General features: G+C 55.7%; 23 protein-coding genes and 1 tRNA gene. 11 read left to right on the top strand and 13 right to left on the bottom strand.

What is annotated here, in order from left to right; genetic code table 11:
* Positions 1-125: 125 nt before the first annotated feature.
* Positions 126-202 (top strand) — tRNA-Val (locus NTD81_RS09495).
* 101 nt (positions 203-303) lie between these two features.
* Here the strand turns inward: NTD81_RS09495 and NTD81_RS09490 are convergent.
* The 10 genes from NTD81_RS09490 to NTD81_RS09445 form a co-directional block, all read right to left on the bottom strand.
* Positions 304-1,446 (bottom strand): tyrosine-type recombinase/integrase, encoded by a 1,143-nt coding sequence (locus tag NTD81_RS09490; protein WP_262181910.1) that lies wholly within the window; start codon positions 1,444-1,446, stop codon positions 304-306.
* A 1-nt stretch (position 1,447) separates the two neighbouring features.
* On the bottom strand, positions 1,448-1,681 hold the full coding sequence (locus NTD81_RS09485) for a hypothetical protein (RefSeq protein WP_262181909.1): 234 nt from the start codon (positions 1,679-1,681) through the stop codon (positions 1,448-1,450).
* A gap of 208 nt (positions 1,682-1,889) precedes the next feature.
* The gene (locus tag NTD81_RS09480; protein WP_262181908.1) at positions 1,890-2,315 is read right to left on the bottom strand and encodes a single-stranded DNA-binding protein; all 426 of its coding nucleotides are present in this window, start codon (positions 2,313-2,315) and stop codon (positions 1,890-1,892) included.
* A gap of 20 nt (positions 2,316-2,335) precedes the next feature.
* Entirely contained in the window at positions 2,336-2,953 is a 618-nt protein-coding gene (locus NTD81_RS09475) for a lambda exonuclease family protein (protein WP_262181907.1), read from the bottom strand.
* Position 2,954: 1 nt separating this feature from the next.
* The gene (locus tag NTD81_RS09470) at positions 2,955-3,704 is read right to left on the bottom strand and encodes an ERF family protein (protein WP_262181906.1); all 750 of its coding nucleotides are present in this window, start codon (positions 3,702-3,704) and stop codon (positions 2,955-2,957) included.
* Between the two features lie 7 nt (positions 3,705-3,711).
* The gene (locus NTD81_RS09465; protein ID WP_262181905.1) at positions 3,712-4,746 is read right to left on the bottom strand and encodes a hypothetical protein; all 1,035 of its coding nucleotides are present in this window, start codon (positions 4,744-4,746) and stop codon (positions 3,712-3,714) included.
* Positions 4,747-5,120: 374 nt separating this feature from the next.
* Positions 5,121-5,252 carry a hypothetical protein gene (locus NTD81_RS09460; protein ID WP_262181904.1) on the bottom strand — a complete coding sequence of 44 codons (132 nt, stop codon included), beginning with the start codon at positions 5,250-5,252 and terminating at the stop codon, positions 5,121-5,123.
* Positions 5,249-5,596: a hypothetical protein gene (locus NTD81_RS09455; RefSeq protein ID WP_262181903.1), complete on the bottom strand. Its 348-nt coding sequence runs from the start codon at positions 5,594-5,596 to the stop codon at positions 5,249-5,251. The genes NTD81_RS09460 and NTD81_RS09455 overlap by 4 nt, the downstream gene beginning before the upstream one ends.
* Positions 5,597-5,832: 236 nt before the next feature.
* The gene (locus NTD81_RS09450) at positions 5,833-6,195 is read right to left on the bottom strand and encodes a helix-turn-helix transcriptional regulator (protein ID WP_262181902.1); all 363 of its coding nucleotides are present in this window, start codon (positions 6,193-6,195) and stop codon (positions 5,833-5,835) included.
* 254 nt (positions 6,196-6,449) lie between these two features.
* Positions 6,450-6,854, bottom strand: coding sequence for a hypothetical protein (locus NTD81_RS09445; protein WP_262181901.1), 405 nt, complete (start codon positions 6,852-6,854; stop codon positions 6,450-6,452).
* A gap of 377 nt (positions 6,855-7,231) precedes the next feature.
* On the opposite strand from NTD81_RS09445, the gene NTD81_RS09440 reads away from it, so the two are divergent.
* Positions 7,232-7,534, top strand: a complete 303-nt coding sequence (locus NTD81_RS09440; protein ID WP_262181900.1) for a DUF1654 domain-containing protein — start codon at positions 7,232-7,234, stop codon at positions 7,532-7,534.
* A gap of 49 nt (positions 7,535-7,583) precedes the next feature.
* On the opposite strand, the gene NTD81_RS09435 is transcribed toward NTD81_RS09440, so the two are convergent.
* The 3 genes from NTD81_RS09435 to NTD81_RS09425 are packed head-to-tail and all read right to left on the bottom strand — an operon-like array spanning position 7,584 to position 9,886.
* Complete coding sequence (locus NTD81_RS09435) at positions 7,584-8,498, bottom strand: hypothetical protein (protein ID WP_262181899.1); 915 nt, start codon at positions 8,496-8,498, stop codon at positions 7,584-7,586.
* Positions 8,495-8,956, bottom strand: coding sequence for a DUF6932 family protein (locus NTD81_RS09430; protein WP_262181898.1), 462 nt, complete (start codon positions 8,954-8,956; stop codon positions 8,495-8,497). The genes NTD81_RS09435 and NTD81_RS09430 overlap by 4 nt, the downstream gene beginning before the upstream one ends.
* Positions 8,957-9,016: 60 nt before the next feature.
* Positions 9,017-9,886, bottom strand: a complete 870-nt coding sequence (locus NTD81_RS09425) for a LexA family transcriptional regulator (RefSeq protein ID WP_262181897.1) — start codon at positions 9,884-9,886, stop codon at positions 9,017-9,019.
* Positions 9,887-9,995: 109 nt separating this feature from the next.
* Here NTD81_RS09425 and NTD81_RS09420 point away from each other — a divergent pair, with 109 nt between their 5' ends.
* The 9 genes from NTD81_RS09420 (at position 9,996) to NTD81_RS09380 (ending at position 14,912) form a co-directional block, all read left to right on the top strand.
* Positions 9,996-10,190, top strand: coding sequence for a Cro/CI family transcriptional regulator (locus NTD81_RS09420; protein ID WP_262181896.1), 195 nt, complete (start codon positions 9,996-9,998; stop codon positions 10,188-10,190).
* Positions 10,191-10,446: 256 nt separating this feature from the next.
* A complete protein-coding gene (locus NTD81_RS09415) occupies positions 10,447-10,779 on the top strand; it encodes a helix-turn-helix domain-containing protein (protein WP_262181895.1) in 333 nt (110 codons plus the stop codon).
* On the top strand, positions 10,779-11,585 hold the full coding sequence (locus NTD81_RS09410) for a phage replication protein (protein ID WP_262181893.1): 807 nt from the start codon (positions 10,779-10,781) through the stop codon (positions 11,583-11,585). The genes NTD81_RS09415 and NTD81_RS09410 overlap by 1 nt, the downstream gene beginning before the upstream one ends.
* A complete protein-coding gene (locus NTD81_RS09405) occupies positions 11,566-12,345 on the top strand; it encodes an ATP-binding protein (RefSeq protein WP_262181891.1) in 780 nt (259 codons plus the stop codon). The genes NTD81_RS09410 and NTD81_RS09405 overlap by 20 nt, the downstream gene beginning before the upstream one ends.
* Positions 12,338-12,634 (top strand): hypothetical protein, encoded by a 297-nt coding sequence (locus NTD81_RS09400; RefSeq protein WP_262181889.1) that lies wholly within the window; start codon positions 12,338-12,340, stop codon positions 12,632-12,634. The genes NTD81_RS09405 and NTD81_RS09400 overlap by 8 nt, the downstream gene beginning before the upstream one ends.
* On the top strand, positions 12,627-13,214 hold the full coding sequence (locus NTD81_RS09395; RefSeq protein WP_262181887.1) for a DUF1367 family protein: 588 nt from the start codon (positions 12,627-12,629) through the stop codon (positions 13,212-13,214). Before NTD81_RS09400 ends, NTD81_RS09395 begins: the two co-directional genes overlap by 8 nt.
* Positions 13,211-13,936, top strand: a complete 726-nt coding sequence (locus NTD81_RS09390; protein WP_262181885.1) for a metallophosphoesterase — start codon at positions 13,211-13,213, stop codon at positions 13,934-13,936. Before NTD81_RS09395 ends, NTD81_RS09390 begins: the two co-directional genes overlap by 4 nt.
* Positions 13,933-14,526, top strand: a complete 594-nt coding sequence (locus tag NTD81_RS09385; protein ID WP_262181883.1) for a recombination protein NinG — start codon at positions 13,933-13,935, stop codon at positions 14,524-14,526. Before NTD81_RS09390 ends, NTD81_RS09385 begins: the two co-directional genes overlap by 4 nt.
* Entirely contained in the window at positions 14,523-14,912 is a 390-nt protein-coding gene (locus NTD81_RS09380; protein ID WP_262181882.1) for an antitermination protein Q, read from the top strand. Before NTD81_RS09385 ends, NTD81_RS09380 begins: the two co-directional genes overlap by 4 nt.
* The last annotated feature ends 15 nt before the right edge of the window (positions 14,913-14,927 follow it).

The following is a 14,927-nucleotide window of genomic DNA, read 5'->3' as shown; positions in this document are numbered from 1 at the left end:
CCCGGCTAGTGCCGTTGGCAAATGTCGGAAATCCCGCAAAATCGTAAAAATAGAACTTATTCAGTTAGTTAGCGAAAAAAAGTGTTGACTCTGTTTGGCGGATCTATAGAATGCGCACCCACAGCAGGCACGTAGCTCAGTTGGTTAGAGCACCACCTTGACATGGTGGGGGTCGTTGGTTCGAGTCCAATCGTGCCTACCAAACAAAATCCGCTCTGCTGGCGGTCTAGAAGGCGATCCGAGAGGGTCGCCTTTTTTGTTTTGGGAAAACTTTGGGAATATTTTGGGAAAACGAAAACCCAATCAAAGCTTTAAACCCGCTTTCACATGCTGATAGATAACCCCTTTCTGTTCGTGACCGTCCTGGTAGTAAGCTGTCATTTCTGGCGTAGCGTGTCCCATCAAAACCTGGACGTACTCAGTCGGAAACCCCTGCTGTTCATACAGCCACGCACCGAGTGCTCGCAGCTCATGAATGGTAGGACGCGCTTTGGGGTTCTCGATGTGGTCGTATGCCCCTGATAGATCCCTTGCCTTGCGAAACTCTTTGGTCAGGTAGTCATCAGTGATTGCTGACCAGTGCAGCTTGGCTTCGATCTGCTCACGCTTGCGCGCCTTGGGTCGATAGCAAAGCAGGAAAGGGCTGGCTATTGGCTCCGACAGGCACTCCTGCACCACGCCGCGCAGGTCTGCCCCCATTTCAATCTCAAGATGAATAGGGGTGTCGTAGCTCTCCGTCTTGCCCGGGCTTACCCGGATCACATTCCGCTTCATATCGACAGCCGCGCGCTCCCAGTTCACAAGATCCTCACGCCGCTGCAGGCTCAGCAGAGCTAGACGAATGGAGCGCTTGAGCCAGGCCGGGGTGGTACAGGCGTCCAGAATCCTCTGCACGCCTTCCAGTGTGTGACGTTGGCGCACTTTCTCTTGTTCTTTCTTCAGCAGAGTAAGTGCTGCGCAGTTGCGCTCAGCCATCCCCTTGGCGACGGCGAACGCATAAATCTGCACCCAGAGCGCGCGGTGCTTCGTGTACGCGTTGTTTGTGAACTGGTCGAGGTACTCAGCCATGGCCAAAACATCCATCTGGCCAATCATCCTCCCGCCCAAGTCAGCGCGGTATCGCTCCAGCTTGATCCGGGTCTCCTTCAGTGTTGATTCAGCTAGCTTGCGGCCTGGCAGATATTCTTCTGCAAAGCGCTCAAGCAGTAGATTGATCTTAGGCGCCTGCTCGCCGGTAAGTAGCTGCAGCAGCTCACAATCATCGACCAGCAGTGGTGCGAGCCTGGCATTGGCCTGCCGTGCCAGCTTAATAGCCTCGTTCAGCGGTTTGTTAATGCTGACCTTCTTGCCGGTAATCGGATTGCGGTACTGCCAGTACTTCCCGTTTGGGTACAGGTTTTCCGGTAGATTACGATTGCGGCTGGTGCGGGGGCGTGGAGGGCTCATGTCAGCTTACCGCCATCATCTTGCGCAGAAGCGGGTCATTAGACCCGGTCAGCTCGGAGTTGATATCAACGAAGTACATACCACCTTTTACTTCGCCAATCATTTCGCCTTCCTCGATCCAGCGCTTTAGCTGTTGCAGGCTAGGCTTGTCGCCGGCATAACGCAGCTTGCGGTATTCGCCAACTTCCATAAGTCGCGGTAGGCTTATAGTTACCTGAGATATGACTTTAGCCATATGAGCTCTCCCTTGCCGGCTGGCTGCCGGGAGGTTGTTAGATAGTGGTCAACCCTGGCGCAATGCCGGGGAGTGCGGAGTTAATTGGAGCGTAGGGCGGGGATCAATGGGCGCCTCATGGCCCCGTCTCGCCCTTGGGCCACGGCATAATCAGCCCGGCCCGCGCCGCCGCTTGCTCAATCTCAGGCGCAGTGGTGATGTTGTTGATCTAGAACGGAATATCGTCGTCGAAACTGTCGTAGTCCGGCGCCTGCCGGGCTGCCGGTTGCGCTGCAGGGCGTGGTGCTGGTTGTCGAGCCTGCTGTGGTTGCTGCTGGGGAGGGCCGCCGGCAAATTCGATATTGCTAACTCGACCAACCAGCTTGTGCCCTTGCGAATGGTCTGCCTTGGTGAAGGTTTCGATATGAACATCATCCAGGGTGACGCCCACTTTCTGGCCCTTCAGAAGATGCGGAGCCATGGCCTCGCCGCGCTTGCCCCAGAGGGCTGCGTCAACCCACTGAACCGGCTTCTTGCCGTCGGTCTTCTTACCGTACTCAAAGGCCAGCGAAAGCGAGACAACCGCATCACCGCTAGCCGTATAGCGAACTTCTGCGTCCCGGCCGATCCGGGCGACACCGAACATCTGGGCCATGCGGCCTCCTGTTATCGTGATTAAGCTGCAATGCCTAGAACGCGATGCATGCGCTCTTCAAGCAATTCATGGAAGGTTTTGACTCGCTCAGCGATCTTGCGAATCAGAACCTCGTCCCGGTAGGTGCGTTTGACGAACATCGGCATGCCGGGCCAGTAGCTGATGAAGTCGATCCACTCTCGCTCCGAAACCCAAAGGCCGCCCTGGCACTGCGCGACGTGTTCTTTCGGCACCTCGCCCGCCAGAATCACGCCAACCTGAAACTTTGGCAGCTTGGTTTTGATTTCGGTCAAGCCGTCCGCGCCGACCAGGGCGTCTGGCGAATAGCCGATCCCGTGGTTGAGGATAATTCCTGCGGCCTGGGTGACTACCTCTTCGCGCGCCTCGTAGAGTCCGCGCGCCACAGCCTCAAGCTCATGACCTCGGATCGTGGCCTTGGTTTGGAATGGAAGCTCGGCCGCCTCGCCAGTGATGCGCTCACCGATCAGCTGATCCATGTAGGTGAAGGCTGCGACCCCAAAGCCAGCTTCACCCTTGCCAGCCACCAGCAGAGCGTCCAGCTCTGAGCAAGTGACAATGCCTAGCCGCATGGCCAGCCACTCGGGAGAGCCTTGCTCGATGTCGGTAATGATCTGCATATTAATGCTCCTGCGCGTTCTGCTTGGCGGACTTGGAAAGCATGCCCAGGACCTGATCAAAGGCTGCTTTTTCAACGCTGGCCGGGGTGCCGTGAATACCGGCAAAAGCGGTCTTGGCCTTCTCGCTGCACTTGTCGAGCAGTTCGGCGAGCTGAGCGGCTTGCACCGACGTAACGCGAGGGGTTACAACGGCGCCATTGCCATCGTCATCCTCGCCAGTGGTCGTAAAGTTAAGCAGCGCGCCCGCCGTGTAACGCTTGCCGTAGCTAACGCTGGACGCAACGGCCTGAACGCCGTTCTTGCTGCCTGTCGTGTCCGCTGGTAGCACCAGTGAGGTGGTTTCGCGGTGGCCCGCGCTGTGGCTTAGGACGCCTTCAACCTCGATGCCTTTATCATTGCGCGGAGTACGGAAGGAGAGGGCAAATCCGTGCTTTGCCAGCACAGGCTTGATCATTTCATTGATGTCCTCCCATAGAGCGTATGTGCTTTGAACGCGGCCGCTTTTGTCTTTGATGCCGCCGCGCTCGCCGATCACAGGAAGTTCTTCCTGCATACGGGACATGGCATCGTCAAACTGCTGCTTGGCCTGATTGGCCTGCAGGCGCTCATGCATGGCCATTAAGCGCTCCATCTTGTCGATGTCTGCGTTTGGGTTGACGGCAACTTGCTGGATGATCTGGAGAATCGTTGCCGACTCCCCAATTACTGCAACCGGTGCGGGCTCTTGCCGCTGAACTATTGCGTTAGCCATGGCGACCTCAGTAAGTGATCTGGATGTTCGGGATTTGCCGCTTGACGATCAGCGTAATTGCCTGCTTGGCGCACTCTTCAGGCATGCCGCCGGCGATGAAGGCGGCGAGGGCGGCGTTGTTGATGCGCTTTCTGTGCTCAATATCAGCCTCACGACGCTTTGCCTGCAGCTCTTCATCAGCGATAAGGTCTGCTTGACGCTTGCGCTCGTCTGCCGCCGCTTGCTCGGCGCGGGCGGTTGCATCGCGCTCGGCCTGCTCGGCTCGGCGGGTTGCCTCAAGCTCTGCGTTGCGGGCGCGCTCAGCCTCCAATTCAAGATCGCGCTCACGCTGAGCAGCTGCATCACGCTCAGACTGTGCTCTGGCTTCAGCATCCCGCGTGGCTTTTTCCGCTGCCTCACGGGCAATGCGGTCGCGCTCTTCTTGCTGATCGCGTTCAGCCTGCAGGCGGCGTAATCGCTCAAGTTCGGCTCTTTCAGCATCTTGCTTCTCGCGGGCCAACAGGGCATCGCGAAGCGCCGACAGAGCCTTGTCCTTTTCCCGCGCTGCCTCAGCCTCGAACTCTTCGAGGTCTTCGTTAACCGGGGTTTGTTCCAAGGCCGCAATGGAACCGCGCAGATATTCTGCGTCGTAGGCCCCGGCTTCGGCGCCGCGCTCTTTAATGCCATCGATTACCGCCTGATGGCGGTCAATACGGGCATCTTCAGCTGCCTGCCAGTCATCCAGCGGCTTGCGAACTTCGTCCTTCCAGTTATCGAGTAGATCCCGCACGCGCTTGCGTTCGGCGTCGATCTTCTTCGGGATTTCCTTCAGCTCAGCAACCAAGTCTTTGCCGACGTTATCCAGCGCCGTCTTGGAGCGAGCGACTTTGTGTGCAATCGAGGCAATGGCCTCACGCCCTTTACGGGTCGAAACGTCCGGCACAAAGTCGTCAATTTCCTTGCGAATTTGAGCCAAGAAAGGGTCAAGACCGTTAACGGCCTGGAACACCTGCAGGGCCGTTTCTTTGGGCGGCAGGACCACCAAATCAGTTGCAGCAGACATAGCGAGTCCTTTGCCGCGCCATGCGCAGCAGTAGAGTTTGATAGGGAAGGGGTTAGGCCAGCGTTGGGCCAATGATCGTGACGATCAGGAACAGGGCGATAAGGCCGAATGCGCCTTTCCAGTAAGCGCGGCGCAGGGCGCGCTGGTGGCCGGTCATGGCAAGCACCAAGGATTGCCGCCGCAATAACTAGCGTCCGAGTCAAACAAAGATGCATCAGCGTCATGCACATAGCGATTGCTGCATGATTTGCAACGGGCTATCCATTCGCCATCGATCAATTCAAGCCCATCCGGCCCATTACCTAGCCTCGCCTCAATGCGGGCGTTACGCTCTTGGCGCCGGGCGCGCTTTAGTTTTGCGGCATGCAGTCGGTTCATAGCGTCACCACGCAACGCCCGCCACGGCGCTCCAGTTTCACTGACTTGGGCAGATCAGCGACCAACAAAAAGCCCCGCGACTGCAGGGCTTCGATTGCGGCCTGAATGCTTGGATAGATCGTTTTCACAGCTGACCTCCTAGCCAAGAAACGCTGGCCTCTGCTTTGTCGCGAGCGTCATAGAGCATGCTGCGGGCAACGTCGCGGGCCAGCTCGGCGTACTTAATCGGCGCCAAGCCACCCTTGGCCAAGGCCCAGTCCAGGGCAAAGCTTGCGTCTTGCTGTTCCAGCTCCGTGCGTCGTTGAGAGAACTCGCTAATGAAGTCGGCACCCTTAATGGTTGACGCGTCAATTCCAAGAAGCAGGTGTCGTATTCCGTCTTGTAAATACTCCAGACCTTGCCTGGTTTCGATCCACGGTACAGGTGGTTCTTGATAGTCGTAAGCCAGCTGAGCTGAATGTAATGCGCTCATGATGTGATCCTCGCTGAATCGCACTGGTCAGACGCCAGCGCAGGGGTAACCAGCCGCCTGCGAATAGCCGTGCTGGCGCCTGCCGGTGCGATTTATGGAAGGGGAAAAAAACCGGCGAACCGGGTAAAAGTGCCTGAATAGTTTTGGCCGAACCGCCCAGGTGGCCAGCCTGCTTATTGCCCCGTTAAGCGTCCTGCTGCCCAAGGCGGCGTCCCGTGTCGTGTTAGCTGGATTCATTAAACCGTTAGCTCGACCCTTGGCCGAACGATGCGGAATTGAACCTGTGTACGTGGGCGCTCTGGCCGGCGCAGTGGCTGACCCTGCTGCATGTAGCCGCAGCCGAACATCAGGGCTAAGGCAAGCGGGGCGATGATGCCGCGCTTGAATGCCTCGACGATTACGCCGCGCATCGTGTTGGCCATGCCCATCTTGAAGCGCACCCTGTCAGCCCGCTTCTTGATCGTGTCCGGCGCGACCTTCATGTCGCGGGCCATTTCTTTGTAAGACTGCTCGGCGGCAGATGCGGCGATCAGCTGACCCTCTTTAGCTGTCAGGCCGTCGAGTTGAACTCGGAAGCCTGCGTGTTCGATGTATTGCATGATTACCTCCGGGCTGCACTGTCTAGCTAAGTGATGCAGCCTTGTCTTCAACCTTCTTGCGCCAGGCTTCCAGCGCTTCTTGACCAGCTCCGCACCCACTCCGGCATTCGCGTGAGAGAGGGCAGCGATCACAGCTGCTGGCATCTTTGAAGCTGTAGTGCTTCTTGCAGACCAGTTCTGCTTGCTCCATATCTTGAGCCTCGCTCTGTCAATCCTTCCCGCTGCCCACTCAGGGAATGGGCAGAAGTGAAAACTCAATACGACCCCCATCCGAGCTGCTTTATGTAGTCACCGCCCGGACAGGTGTGCTCATCTGTGATTTCTTTGCTTTCTGAAATTGCTTCAAGCGCTGTCTTTGCCCTCTCTAGGGCGAGAGTTGCGTGACTCATCTGCCAGCGTTTGCGTGCCTTATACGACTCCAACGCCGCCGCCTTGTCTGGATATGCAAAGCGCTTGGTGGAAACCTTTGGAACGCGCTTTGCGTACCTAGGTATCCGTCCGCGCTCAATGGAGTGCCTGGCAACCAGTTCGTAAGATGGCTGCACTATCCAGAAGAAGTGCTCAGACTCACGAACTGCAACGAACTTCTTGCAGGATATGGTCACTCCAGCAGGGCCAATCTCATCGATGTAGCGATAGTGAATGGGCAGCTCGCTCATGCCGCACCTCCCTTGTTGTCTTCCCAATGCACCCTCAGAGAAGGTGCATCAGTGAAAACTGTTCTCGAATCAAGCACCGGTCGCTTATCCGGCCTTGGCGCTTCCCACCTCTTTTTGGGCGTGCGCCGCACTTGCTGCCTTGGGCTTAACCCTTGGCTCCTGATTCGCAGCATTGCCCTGTTGGGTTGCTGGCCTTCTATGCCTGAAGGCTCGGCGGTCTAGTTTTTTAAAGAGCGGTGAGTCGCTGTTTGGCGTCTCGATGAAGCAAAGATTAACCGCCGGTTTATATGTTGGTCAATACCGCCGGTTAATTATTTTTCCAGCGCAATGCGATAGTCTTTTTCCTTGCTGTATGTATATCCAGTACTGAGGGCGTTATGGGAAAGAGAACAAAAACAAACGCAGGGCAGGCTCAGCCACAGCTGGGCGACACAGATCGTCTAGGTCTGCGCGTATCGGCAATGATCAACTCGCCCAAAGCGCAGCTAGAGCGCAAGGTGAGGATTCACCGGCTCGATACAGATTCAGATCAGGCTTGGGATGGGGTTATGGAGTTGTTAGCCGAGACGGACGGCATTGATATGGTGTTCAACGATGATGGAGGTGTGTCGTTGGGATGGGGCGGGCAGGGTGATGAGGCGGAGATAGATGAGGAGGCAGGGGAATTTGCGCCTTTTTAAACTCAAACAAATAGCCCGGCCAAATGCCGGGCCATTATGCGTGTGGCTATTACTCTACGTTTAAAAGGTGTCTTTTAAAGACATCTCTCTTGCCTACTGAATCCCAGTATTTCAGGGTTTCAACTTTCACCCTGGCATGAGATGCAATCTTCAGCTTTTGCACCTCTTCGGTGAGCTTTAGTGGAAAGCGGATTAACAGCTTGCCTTCTGCTGTTCTGAGCGCTAGGCGGCCCGTATCCGTGATCCCTGCAACGCTTCCCTCAATTGTTTCGTTGTATCGTTCCGGCTCATTTACAGTATCAAGCAAGGCTCGTACCCGGGTAATTTCATCGGGACGACCCTCCCAGCGCTGAGCTCCACGAGTTGCATTCCATGAAAATTGAACAGCAAGGCCCGCCTTGTCGAGGCCTTTCATGAACTCCCCAAGCTGATGAGCTGCCTTTCCCCCAATAGCGTCTACTGCATCGTAAAACTCTTCCTGGCCTGCATTTAACAGGCGAAAGGTCTGGGTCAGGGTCGCTTGGAGTAAGCTTTCACCCGTTAAATCTGGAGCTGCATTGCCGGTAATGTAGATATGCGTTGATCCGTGCGCCAGTCCCGCTAATTTGAAGTTTAAGGCACCAATAACGTCTGATGCCGCCCCGCGAACAGCATCATGTCCGTACCGGAGCCTGTGAGCGGCATACTTCCACGATTTTGATAAAGGCCCTATCGTTTCAAGAAAGCTATCAAGAGGTATGCTGCCATTTGCACGAGGGCCAATTAGGCGCACATCAAGTAGCTCGCCCATATCATCAGCTTCAAGTAATGAGGCTCTTTTAGACACTGAAAGGGCGGCCGCTCTTTGATTTTTCGCCGCCATCTGAAGAAAGAAGTCGCCTGGACTGTCTTTGGCACGGCGAGCTGTTTCGTCCGCGAACACTACAAGTGAGTTCGCATGGTCACGAAGAAAGGTGCTGCTCATAATGTTATCTCCGCGAAGCCTTTTGCAGTTACGCGATCATGGCAGTAACCAAGGATACCCCGCCAGTAAGCTTCTCGATGAAAAATCTGATCAGGTGCCGGAGTTTCGAGGTAGAAATCGAGGTTATACACCGCTTCGGCGTGAGCGTGATCAAGAAGCTGCTGGACTTGATTCAAAATATTAGGGGTAACTAAAGCCGGACTAACCCACGCCGGAGACCAAAGAACGCAGTCAATATCGCCAGGATTTGGCTTCTCGGTCAGGAATGAACCGTCAATCCAGAGTTGCCCAGTCACCCCTGCCGCTTGTAATGCATTCACCCAGGTTGTCAATTTTAGGGAGAGGTCTGTCCTTCTTGCGTCGTTAGGAAACGGTGTTACTGCTAACGCAAGTAGCTGTTGCAAAGACATTTGGTGAATCCCTGGCGTCAGAAGCGCGGGGAAGTCAGGCTTTGCCATCTACATAAATTCCTTTCGGGATTTGTAAGTCCTGCAGAGCGCTAGTCAGCAGCTGCATTATTATAGTTTTTTAGCATTCCACACCAACAGGACCCTGGCCTGTATGTAGGTGTCGTCCATCCTTATTTTCCGAGGCGGATGCATCGGATTATCAGAAATCATTTCGAAGTGCTCTTCATCCGCTATCTGCAGGCGCTTAACGTAGAAATGCCCTTGCCAGATCAAGGCATAGATGCCGTCACCGTTGAAATCGCGAATGCTCACGTCCACGATCATCGGGTCAAGATGATGGATTGTCGGCTCCATTGACTGGCCAAACCCTGTAATCATCTTGAGGTGAGAGGCATCTTTATACGTGACGCCCAACTCCCTGAGGTGGCTCTGGCTGACTGTCAGGTCTTGCACAACTTCAGGGTAGTCCTGAACCTGCTGGCCACCACCAAGTGAACCACGCACGTCGTAATGCGCAATCCTGATTTCATCGCCAGCCGTTGGGCGGCGAGAGAAGTCGCCTGTAATGACGTTGCTGCTACCAACAAGGCTATCAGCAACCGCCTTGGCTATTTTCCCTTGAGCCGTGTCGTCCAGACTCTTTCCGGCATGCTTGCGCAGCATTTCTAGAACTTTCTCTGCCGCCCCAGAGTTGTCTCCGGAGCTTGGCGCTGCCTGCATCTGGCGTATTTCAGCAGCCAGCCGAGGGCTGAACTTTTCTACAGGCACCTCAATCAGCCTGGACAGAACCGCAGCAAACTTCGCATTCAGTGGGTTTTGTCCGTTCAGATACATGGCTACTGCGGCAGGTGAAATATCAGCTGCTTCAGCAATTTTGGCCTGAGTGAGTCCGAGCGCATTTTTACGCGACGTAAAAAGGGCCTTCGCGGCATCGCACTCGGCTTTGAGGTCTGGGGATAGATCTTTCTTTTTGCTCATCTGCTGAATTTAACCGGAGGTTAACATCTATTCCTCAACCGGCGGTGTTGTAATGATTCTAACCGCCGGTTAATATTTGATTCGTGAAACCACTAACAGAGGCATTGAAATGAAGAAGACGCCACTGCCTGAGCTGGTGGAGCGGCTCAGCCAATCAGTTGTTGCAAAGGCATTGGGAGTCAGCGCACCAGCTATCTCAAAGGCATTAAAGGCCGAGCGGGACATTTCGGTCACTGAGCATGCGGATGGCTCACTAACAGCCGTGGAAATCAGGCCATTCCCGCATCAGTCGCAGGATCTGTGAACCGCCTGATCACGCTTCAAATATTAGCGGCAGGTAGCAAGCCAAAACAGGCCTGCGGTGGGGCTGATGATTCATACAGCGGCGATAGCAAGAGATAAAACCCCCTGAATAAAAAAGCCCTGTAACAGCCCTGTTTCGCGGGGTTGCAGTTTTAGAAATATGTGGAAGATAGAAAGTGCTCTTTATCTTCGGGCACAAAAAAGCCCCGAATGACGGCAATCAGACCGGGGCTTTACCTACAACAAGTGAGGCGGTTATGAACAACACAAGCGCAGGCGGCAATAGGTTACAGGGGGCAGGGGTGGCACGCCACGTTTCGGCCCCGTTCAATTCTGTGGCGCAGAACGCAAACCCGAACACCCACACCTCGAACAGTCATTGCGCAAAGGTGCTTGCCCATTTATTGGCTGGTAACCGACTGACCGCCATTAGTGCGCTTTCCTTGTTCGGCTGCGCACGCTTGGCGGCACGAATCGAAAACCTGCGAGCAGAGGGATGGCCGATCATTAGCAAGTCGATCAAGGTCGTGAATCGTGACGGAAAGACCGTACGGGTGGCTGAGTACAACATAGATTTGGAGGTTATGTAATGGCCCGCGCACGCAACATCAAACCAGCACTATTCAAGAACGAAGTTTTGGGCGTGGCAGATCCAATGCTTACCCTGCTGTTTGAGGGGCTATGGCTGCTAGCTGATAAAGCTGGTCGTCTAGAGGATCGACCGCTACGCATTAAAGGCGAGCTTTTTCCGTATCGCGACAACCTCGACACCGACGGCCTTTTGCAGTGGCTGGCTAATGAAGGATTTATCACTCGATACACCGTTATCGGGAAGCGCTACATCCAGGTAGAGAACTTCGACAAACATCAGAACCCGCACCGCAACGAACCCGAGTCGATTATCCCTTGCGCGTCAGAGGGTTGTACGTCTTCCGATTTTGGCGGTACTGGTTCTGCCATTCTCGGAAGCGCTCCGGCTGATTCTCTGATTCCTGATTCCCTTAACCTGATTCCTGATCCCCTTATCCCATCAACGCCTGCGGCATTGTCGAGCGCACCGGAAGCCGACCTATTCCCGAAGTTCTGGAGGCTGTACCCGAACAGGAAGGGCAAGGCGGCTGCGGAAAAGGCTTGGAAGAAACTCAAGGTCACTGATGGCCTTTTCACTCTGATCACTGGTGCGCTGGCCAGCCAGGTTGGTTGCCCGGAGTGGACCAAGGATGGCGGTCAGTACATTCCACACCCCGCTACGTGGCTCAACGGTAAGCGTTGGGAAGACGAGATTAAGCCGGCAGGCAATGTTCACCAGCTCCCGATCAGCCGTCACACGCTTACCAGCCAGCGCGATTACCGAGCCGGTACCAAGGAGAACGCCAATGGCACATTCCGTATCTAACTTGGGTATTGCCATGGATCGCAAGCTAGGCGTGATTGGTCGCCAGGCTGCTCATTGCGAAACGCATGGCGAGTATTTGGCTGTACTGATCAAGGCCGGCGGTCTGTCAGGATGCCCAGTGTGCGCGGCTGACAAACGAGACATGGAAGAGCTTGAGCGCAAGCGCTCCCAGTTCAGAGCTCGACAGCATGAGCTGGCTCGAATTCCTAAGCGCTTCATCGACAAGACATTTGACAATTTCGAGGCGTCTAGCCTTGGGCAAAAGGTTGCATACGAGGCCGTAGCTGAGTACGTCGATAACTTCTCAAAGCATCGGCGTGAAGGGCGCTGCATGTTGCTCCTGGGTAGGGTTGGTACCGGCAAAACCCACCTGGCCGCGGCGGCGACTAGCTTCCTGATCAACCAGTGCATGGTCCGGGCGATTTATCGCACGGTTGGCAACGTTATCAGTGACATCAAGGCAACCTTTCGCGATAAGTCTGGCGATTCAGAAGCTCGCATTATGCGTGAGCTGATCGAGGCCGATCTGCTAGTGCTGGATGAAGTGGGCGCCACCAAGCAAAGCGAGTTTGAGCTAGCAACCTTGTTCAGCATCATCAATGGTCGCTACGAGCAATGCCGTCCAATGGTAATCGTCAGCAACCTGTCGCCTGCAGAGCTGGATGACGCTCTCGGTGCCCGCTGCGTTGATCGCATTCGCGAAAACGGCTGCATTGGTGTCGCCTTTGAGTGGGAATCCGCCCGGGGGGCACATGCCTAATCCAATCGCATTCCTGGCCGCGCTGCGTGAAGTCCATCCCGCCATGCCGAGCCACGGGCTGAATGGCGCCTGCTTCCCTGTCTATCTGCTGCTGAAACAGGCCTTCCCGGACGCTGAGCCCTGGTATGACGGCAATCACGTGATCACCAAAATCGGCGCCGATTTTTACGACATTCGCGGGCGCATTGAGCCTGTTAGCGAGGTGGGCTCGGAGTATCAGCGGATGGATCGGCTCGACTTCAATCGGGCTTATGACTGGCCGGATGCGCAGGCGGTGGTCAATGGCTGATATAGCCTTGGTGCGCTCCGGCGCCGGCCTAATCCCCGCAACTGAGGCAGACCGTGAGCTGATCAGCAAGATCAAGCACGGCCAGATGATCCATGGTGACTTTCGCAAGATGCGCAACGCCAAGTTCCACGGCAAATTCTTCGCGATGCTCGACTTGGCCTGGGAATATTGGGAGCCCAAAGGCGGTCTGATCCCGCGCCAAGAACTGCGTGGTATTCGCGGCCTGCAGCGGTACTTCGAGCAATTGAACGAGCGGCCGGGCCAGCTTAAGACGGCGGTGGACGTGTATCTGGCCCAGCTCGAAGCTGAGCGTTCCGAGCGATTCCCGGCCGTAGGCAAAAGCCGCGAAGCATTCCGCGAGTGGATCACGATAGAGGCCGGGCACTTCAAGCTGGTGCAGTCGCCGGATGGCATCCGCAAAGAGGCCAAGTCGATCAGCTGGTCTGCCATGGATGATCTGGCATTTGAGGCCCTATACCGGGACGTGTTCAACGCCTGCTGGCGTCTTGTGCTGTCGGCTCACTTCGAGACTGAGGCTGACGCAGTGGCGGCTGCTGAGCAGATGGGGAGCTTTGCATGAGCCTAATTAAGCGCTTTACGCGCAACACAGATGGCCGTGACTTCGCGGTGGGCGACATTCACGGATGCTTCACTTTACTGCAGGCCGCCCTTGATCGTGCAGGCTTTGATTCTGCGGTAGATCGCCTGTTCTCTGTCGGTGATCTTGTCGATCGCGGGCCTGAGTGTCGCGATGTACTGGAGTGGTTGGGCAAACCTTGGTTCCACCCGGTGCGCGGAAATCACGACGACTACGTTTGCCGCTTCAACACCTGCGACACAGAAAACTGGTTTTACAACGGCGGGGCATGGTTCGCTAGTTTGGCCTGGGACGAGCAAAGAGAGTTTGCCGCCCAGTTCCGCGAGCTGCCAATCGCTATTGAGGTTGAAACCGAAGGTGGTCTGGTTGGCATCGTTCACGCTGACTGCCCATTCCATGATTGGGGCCAGTTGCAAATTGAGCTGTCCGAGCTGGCCGAAGCCAAGCGGCTGAAGCTGGTTAAGAACACCTGTATGTGGTCGCGCAGCCGGATTACGGACGACGATCACGCCGGGGTAAAGGGTGTGCGCGCAGTCGTTTGTGGCCATACACCTGTCAATGCGCCGGTTGTGCTCGGCAACGTGTTCCACATCGATACGGCTGGCTGGTTGCCGCACATGCGCGGCTACTTCACGCTACTGAACCTGAGCACCCTGGAGTCAATCCCACCAATGCCAGCGAAACTGGATTGGGTGGCGGCATGACCCTATCCCGCAAGCCACTAAAGCCAGCCAGCGGCAAACCCAAAAAGTGCCGTCACTGCAAAGGGGCTTTCGTGCCGGCAAAGCCTCTGCAGGTCGCATGCGGGGTGCCTTGCGCTGTAGCTCTTGCCAAGGCCGCCGGCGAGAAAGAGCGCAAGTCGCTGGCCCAGCTAGAGCGCAAAGAGCTCAAGGCGGCAAAGGAGCGGATCAAGTCCCGTGGCGAGCACTTGAAAGAGGCTCAGGCAGCGTTCAACGAGTGGGTGCGCCTGCGTGACGCCGATCAGCCTTGCATCAGCTGTGGAACTTTCGCAAATGTGCAGTACGCCGCTGGCCATTATCGAACTGTGGCTGCCGCGCCTGAGCTTCGGTTTGAGCCGCTGAATGTGCACAAGCAGTGCAATAAGAACTGCAATAAAGAGAAGTCGGGAAACATCGTCGGGTACCGAGTCAGCCTGGTGCGCAAGATCGGCGCGGATGCTGTCGAGTGGCTGGAAGGCCCGCACGAACCGAAGAAATACACCATCGACGAGATCAAGGCCATCAAAGCCCATTACCGGGCGCTGGTGCGGGACCTACAGAGGGTTACTGGATGAAGAAGCGTGAATACACGAACAAGCCGCTGGGTGACACTGAATGGCTATTGGAGCAGTGGGGGTGGTGGCGGATGGATGGTATGGGTGTGCCACGGTATGTCTCTCCTAGCTTCGTTCTGATTCGGGATAACACCAATTGTGTTGGCGGCATTAAGGCGTATGTCTTGACTGATGGCGTAGCCTTGGTTGTGGATCGTGCTGTTGCTCGTCTTGCGGCGCGTGACAAGCAGATGGGGGACTTTGTATGGCTGTACTTTGGCGCGAAGTGGCCAGCGCTGCGTGTTGGTAATGCGAACGGAATGTGTGAGCGTAAAGCTAGGGAGATCATTAAGGCGGGCGTAGCTTGGATTGACGGGGTATTGGAAGGAATGCAAGAGGTGGCTTAAAAAGTTCTTTCCGGG

The organism is Pseudomonas sp. 5P_3.1_Bac2, assembly GCF_025465995.1.
Taxonomy (GTDB): Bacteria; Pseudomonadota; Gammaproteobacteria; order Pseudomonadales; family Pseudomonadaceae; genus Aquipseudomonas.
The sequence above is the reverse complement of the archived record's forward strand: the minus strand, read 5'-3'. Positions and strand labels throughout refer to the sequence as shown.

What these genes read in the sequence shown, in the direction of transcription:
- NTD81_RS09490 (WP_262181910.1), bottom strand. Translation starts at nt 1,446, where the DNA reads ATGAGCCCTCCACGCCCCCGCACCAGCCGCAATCGTAATCTACCGGAA.
- NTD81_RS09485 (WP_262181909.1), bottom strand. Translation starts at nt 1,681, where the DNA reads ATGGCTAAAGTCATATCTCAGGTAACTATAAGCCTACCGCGACTTATG.
- NTD81_RS09480 (WP_262181908.1), bottom strand. Translation starts at nt 2,315, where the DNA reads ATGGCCCAGATGTTCGGTGTCGCCCGGATCGGCCGGGACGCAGAAGTT.
- NTD81_RS09475 (WP_262181907.1), bottom strand. Translation starts at nt 2,953, where the DNA reads ATGCAGATCATTACCGACATCGAGCAAGGCTCTCCCGAGTGGCTGGCC.
- NTD81_RS09470 (WP_262181906.1), bottom strand. Translation starts at nt 3,704, where the DNA reads ATGGCTAACGCAATAGTTCAGCGGCAAGAGCCCGCACCGGTTGCAGTA.
- NTD81_RS09465 (WP_262181905.1), bottom strand. Translation starts at nt 4,746, where the DNA reads ATGTCTGCTGCAACTGATTTGGTGGTCCTGCCGCCCAAAGAAACGGCC.
- NTD81_RS09455 (WP_262181903.1), bottom strand. Translation starts at nt 5,596, where the DNA reads ATGAGCGCATTACATTCAGCTCAGCTGGCTTACGACTATCAAGAACCA.
- NTD81_RS09450 (WP_262181902.1), bottom strand. Translation starts at nt 6,195, where the DNA reads ATGCAATACATCGAACACGCAGGCTTCCGAGTTCAACTCGACGGCCTG.
- NTD81_RS09445 (WP_262181901.1), bottom strand. Translation starts at nt 6,854, where the DNA reads ATGAGCGAGCTGCCCATTCACTATCGCTACATCGATGAGATTGGCCCT.
- NTD81_RS09440 (WP_262181900.1), top strand. Translation starts at nt 7,232, where the DNA reads ATGGGAAAGAGAACAAAAACAAACGCAGGGCAGGCTCAGCCACAGCTG.
- NTD81_RS09435 (WP_262181899.1), bottom strand. Translation starts at nt 8,498, where the DNA reads ATGAGCAGCACCTTTCTTCGTGACCATGCGAACTCACTTGTAGTGTTC.
- NTD81_RS09430 (WP_262181898.1), bottom strand. Translation starts at nt 8,956, where the DNA reads ATGGCAAAGCCTGACTTCCCCGCGCTTCTGACGCCAGGGATTCACCAA.
- NTD81_RS09425 (WP_262181897.1), bottom strand. Translation starts at nt 9,886, where the DNA reads ATGAGCAAAAAGAAAGATCTATCCCCAGACCTCAAAGCCGAGTGCGAT.
- NTD81_RS09420 (WP_262181896.1), top strand. Translation starts at nt 9,996, where the DNA reads ATGAAGAAGACGCCACTGCCTGAGCTGGTGGAGCGGCTCAGCCAATCA.
- NTD81_RS09415 (WP_262181895.1), top strand. Translation starts at nt 10,447, where the DNA reads ATGAACAACACAAGCGCAGGCGGCAATAGGTTACAGGGGGCAGGGGTG.
- NTD81_RS09410 (WP_262181893.1), top strand. Translation starts at nt 10,779, where the DNA reads ATGGCCCGCGCACGCAACATCAAACCAGCACTATTCAAGAACGAAGTT.
- NTD81_RS09405 (WP_262181891.1), top strand. Translation starts at nt 11,566, where the DNA reads ATGGCACATTCCGTATCTAACTTGGGTATTGCCATGGATCGCAAGCTA.
- NTD81_RS09400 (WP_262181889.1), top strand. Translation starts at nt 12,338, where the DNA reads ATGCCTAATCCAATCGCATTCCTGGCCGCGCTGCGTGAAGTCCATCCC.
- NTD81_RS09395 (WP_262181887.1), top strand. Translation starts at nt 12,627, where the DNA reads ATGGCTGATATAGCCTTGGTGCGCTCCGGCGCCGGCCTAATCCCCGCA.
- NTD81_RS09390 (WP_262181885.1), top strand. Translation starts at nt 13,211, where the DNA reads ATGAGCCTAATTAAGCGCTTTACGCGCAACACAGATGGCCGTGACTTC.
- NTD81_RS09385 (WP_262181883.1), top strand. Translation starts at nt 13,933, where the DNA reads ATGACCCTATCCCGCAAGCCACTAAAGCCAGCCAGCGGCAAACCCAAA.
- NTD81_RS09380 (WP_262181882.1), top strand. Translation starts at nt 14,523, where the DNA reads ATGAAGAAGCGTGAATACACGAACAAGCCGCTGGGTGACACTGAATGG.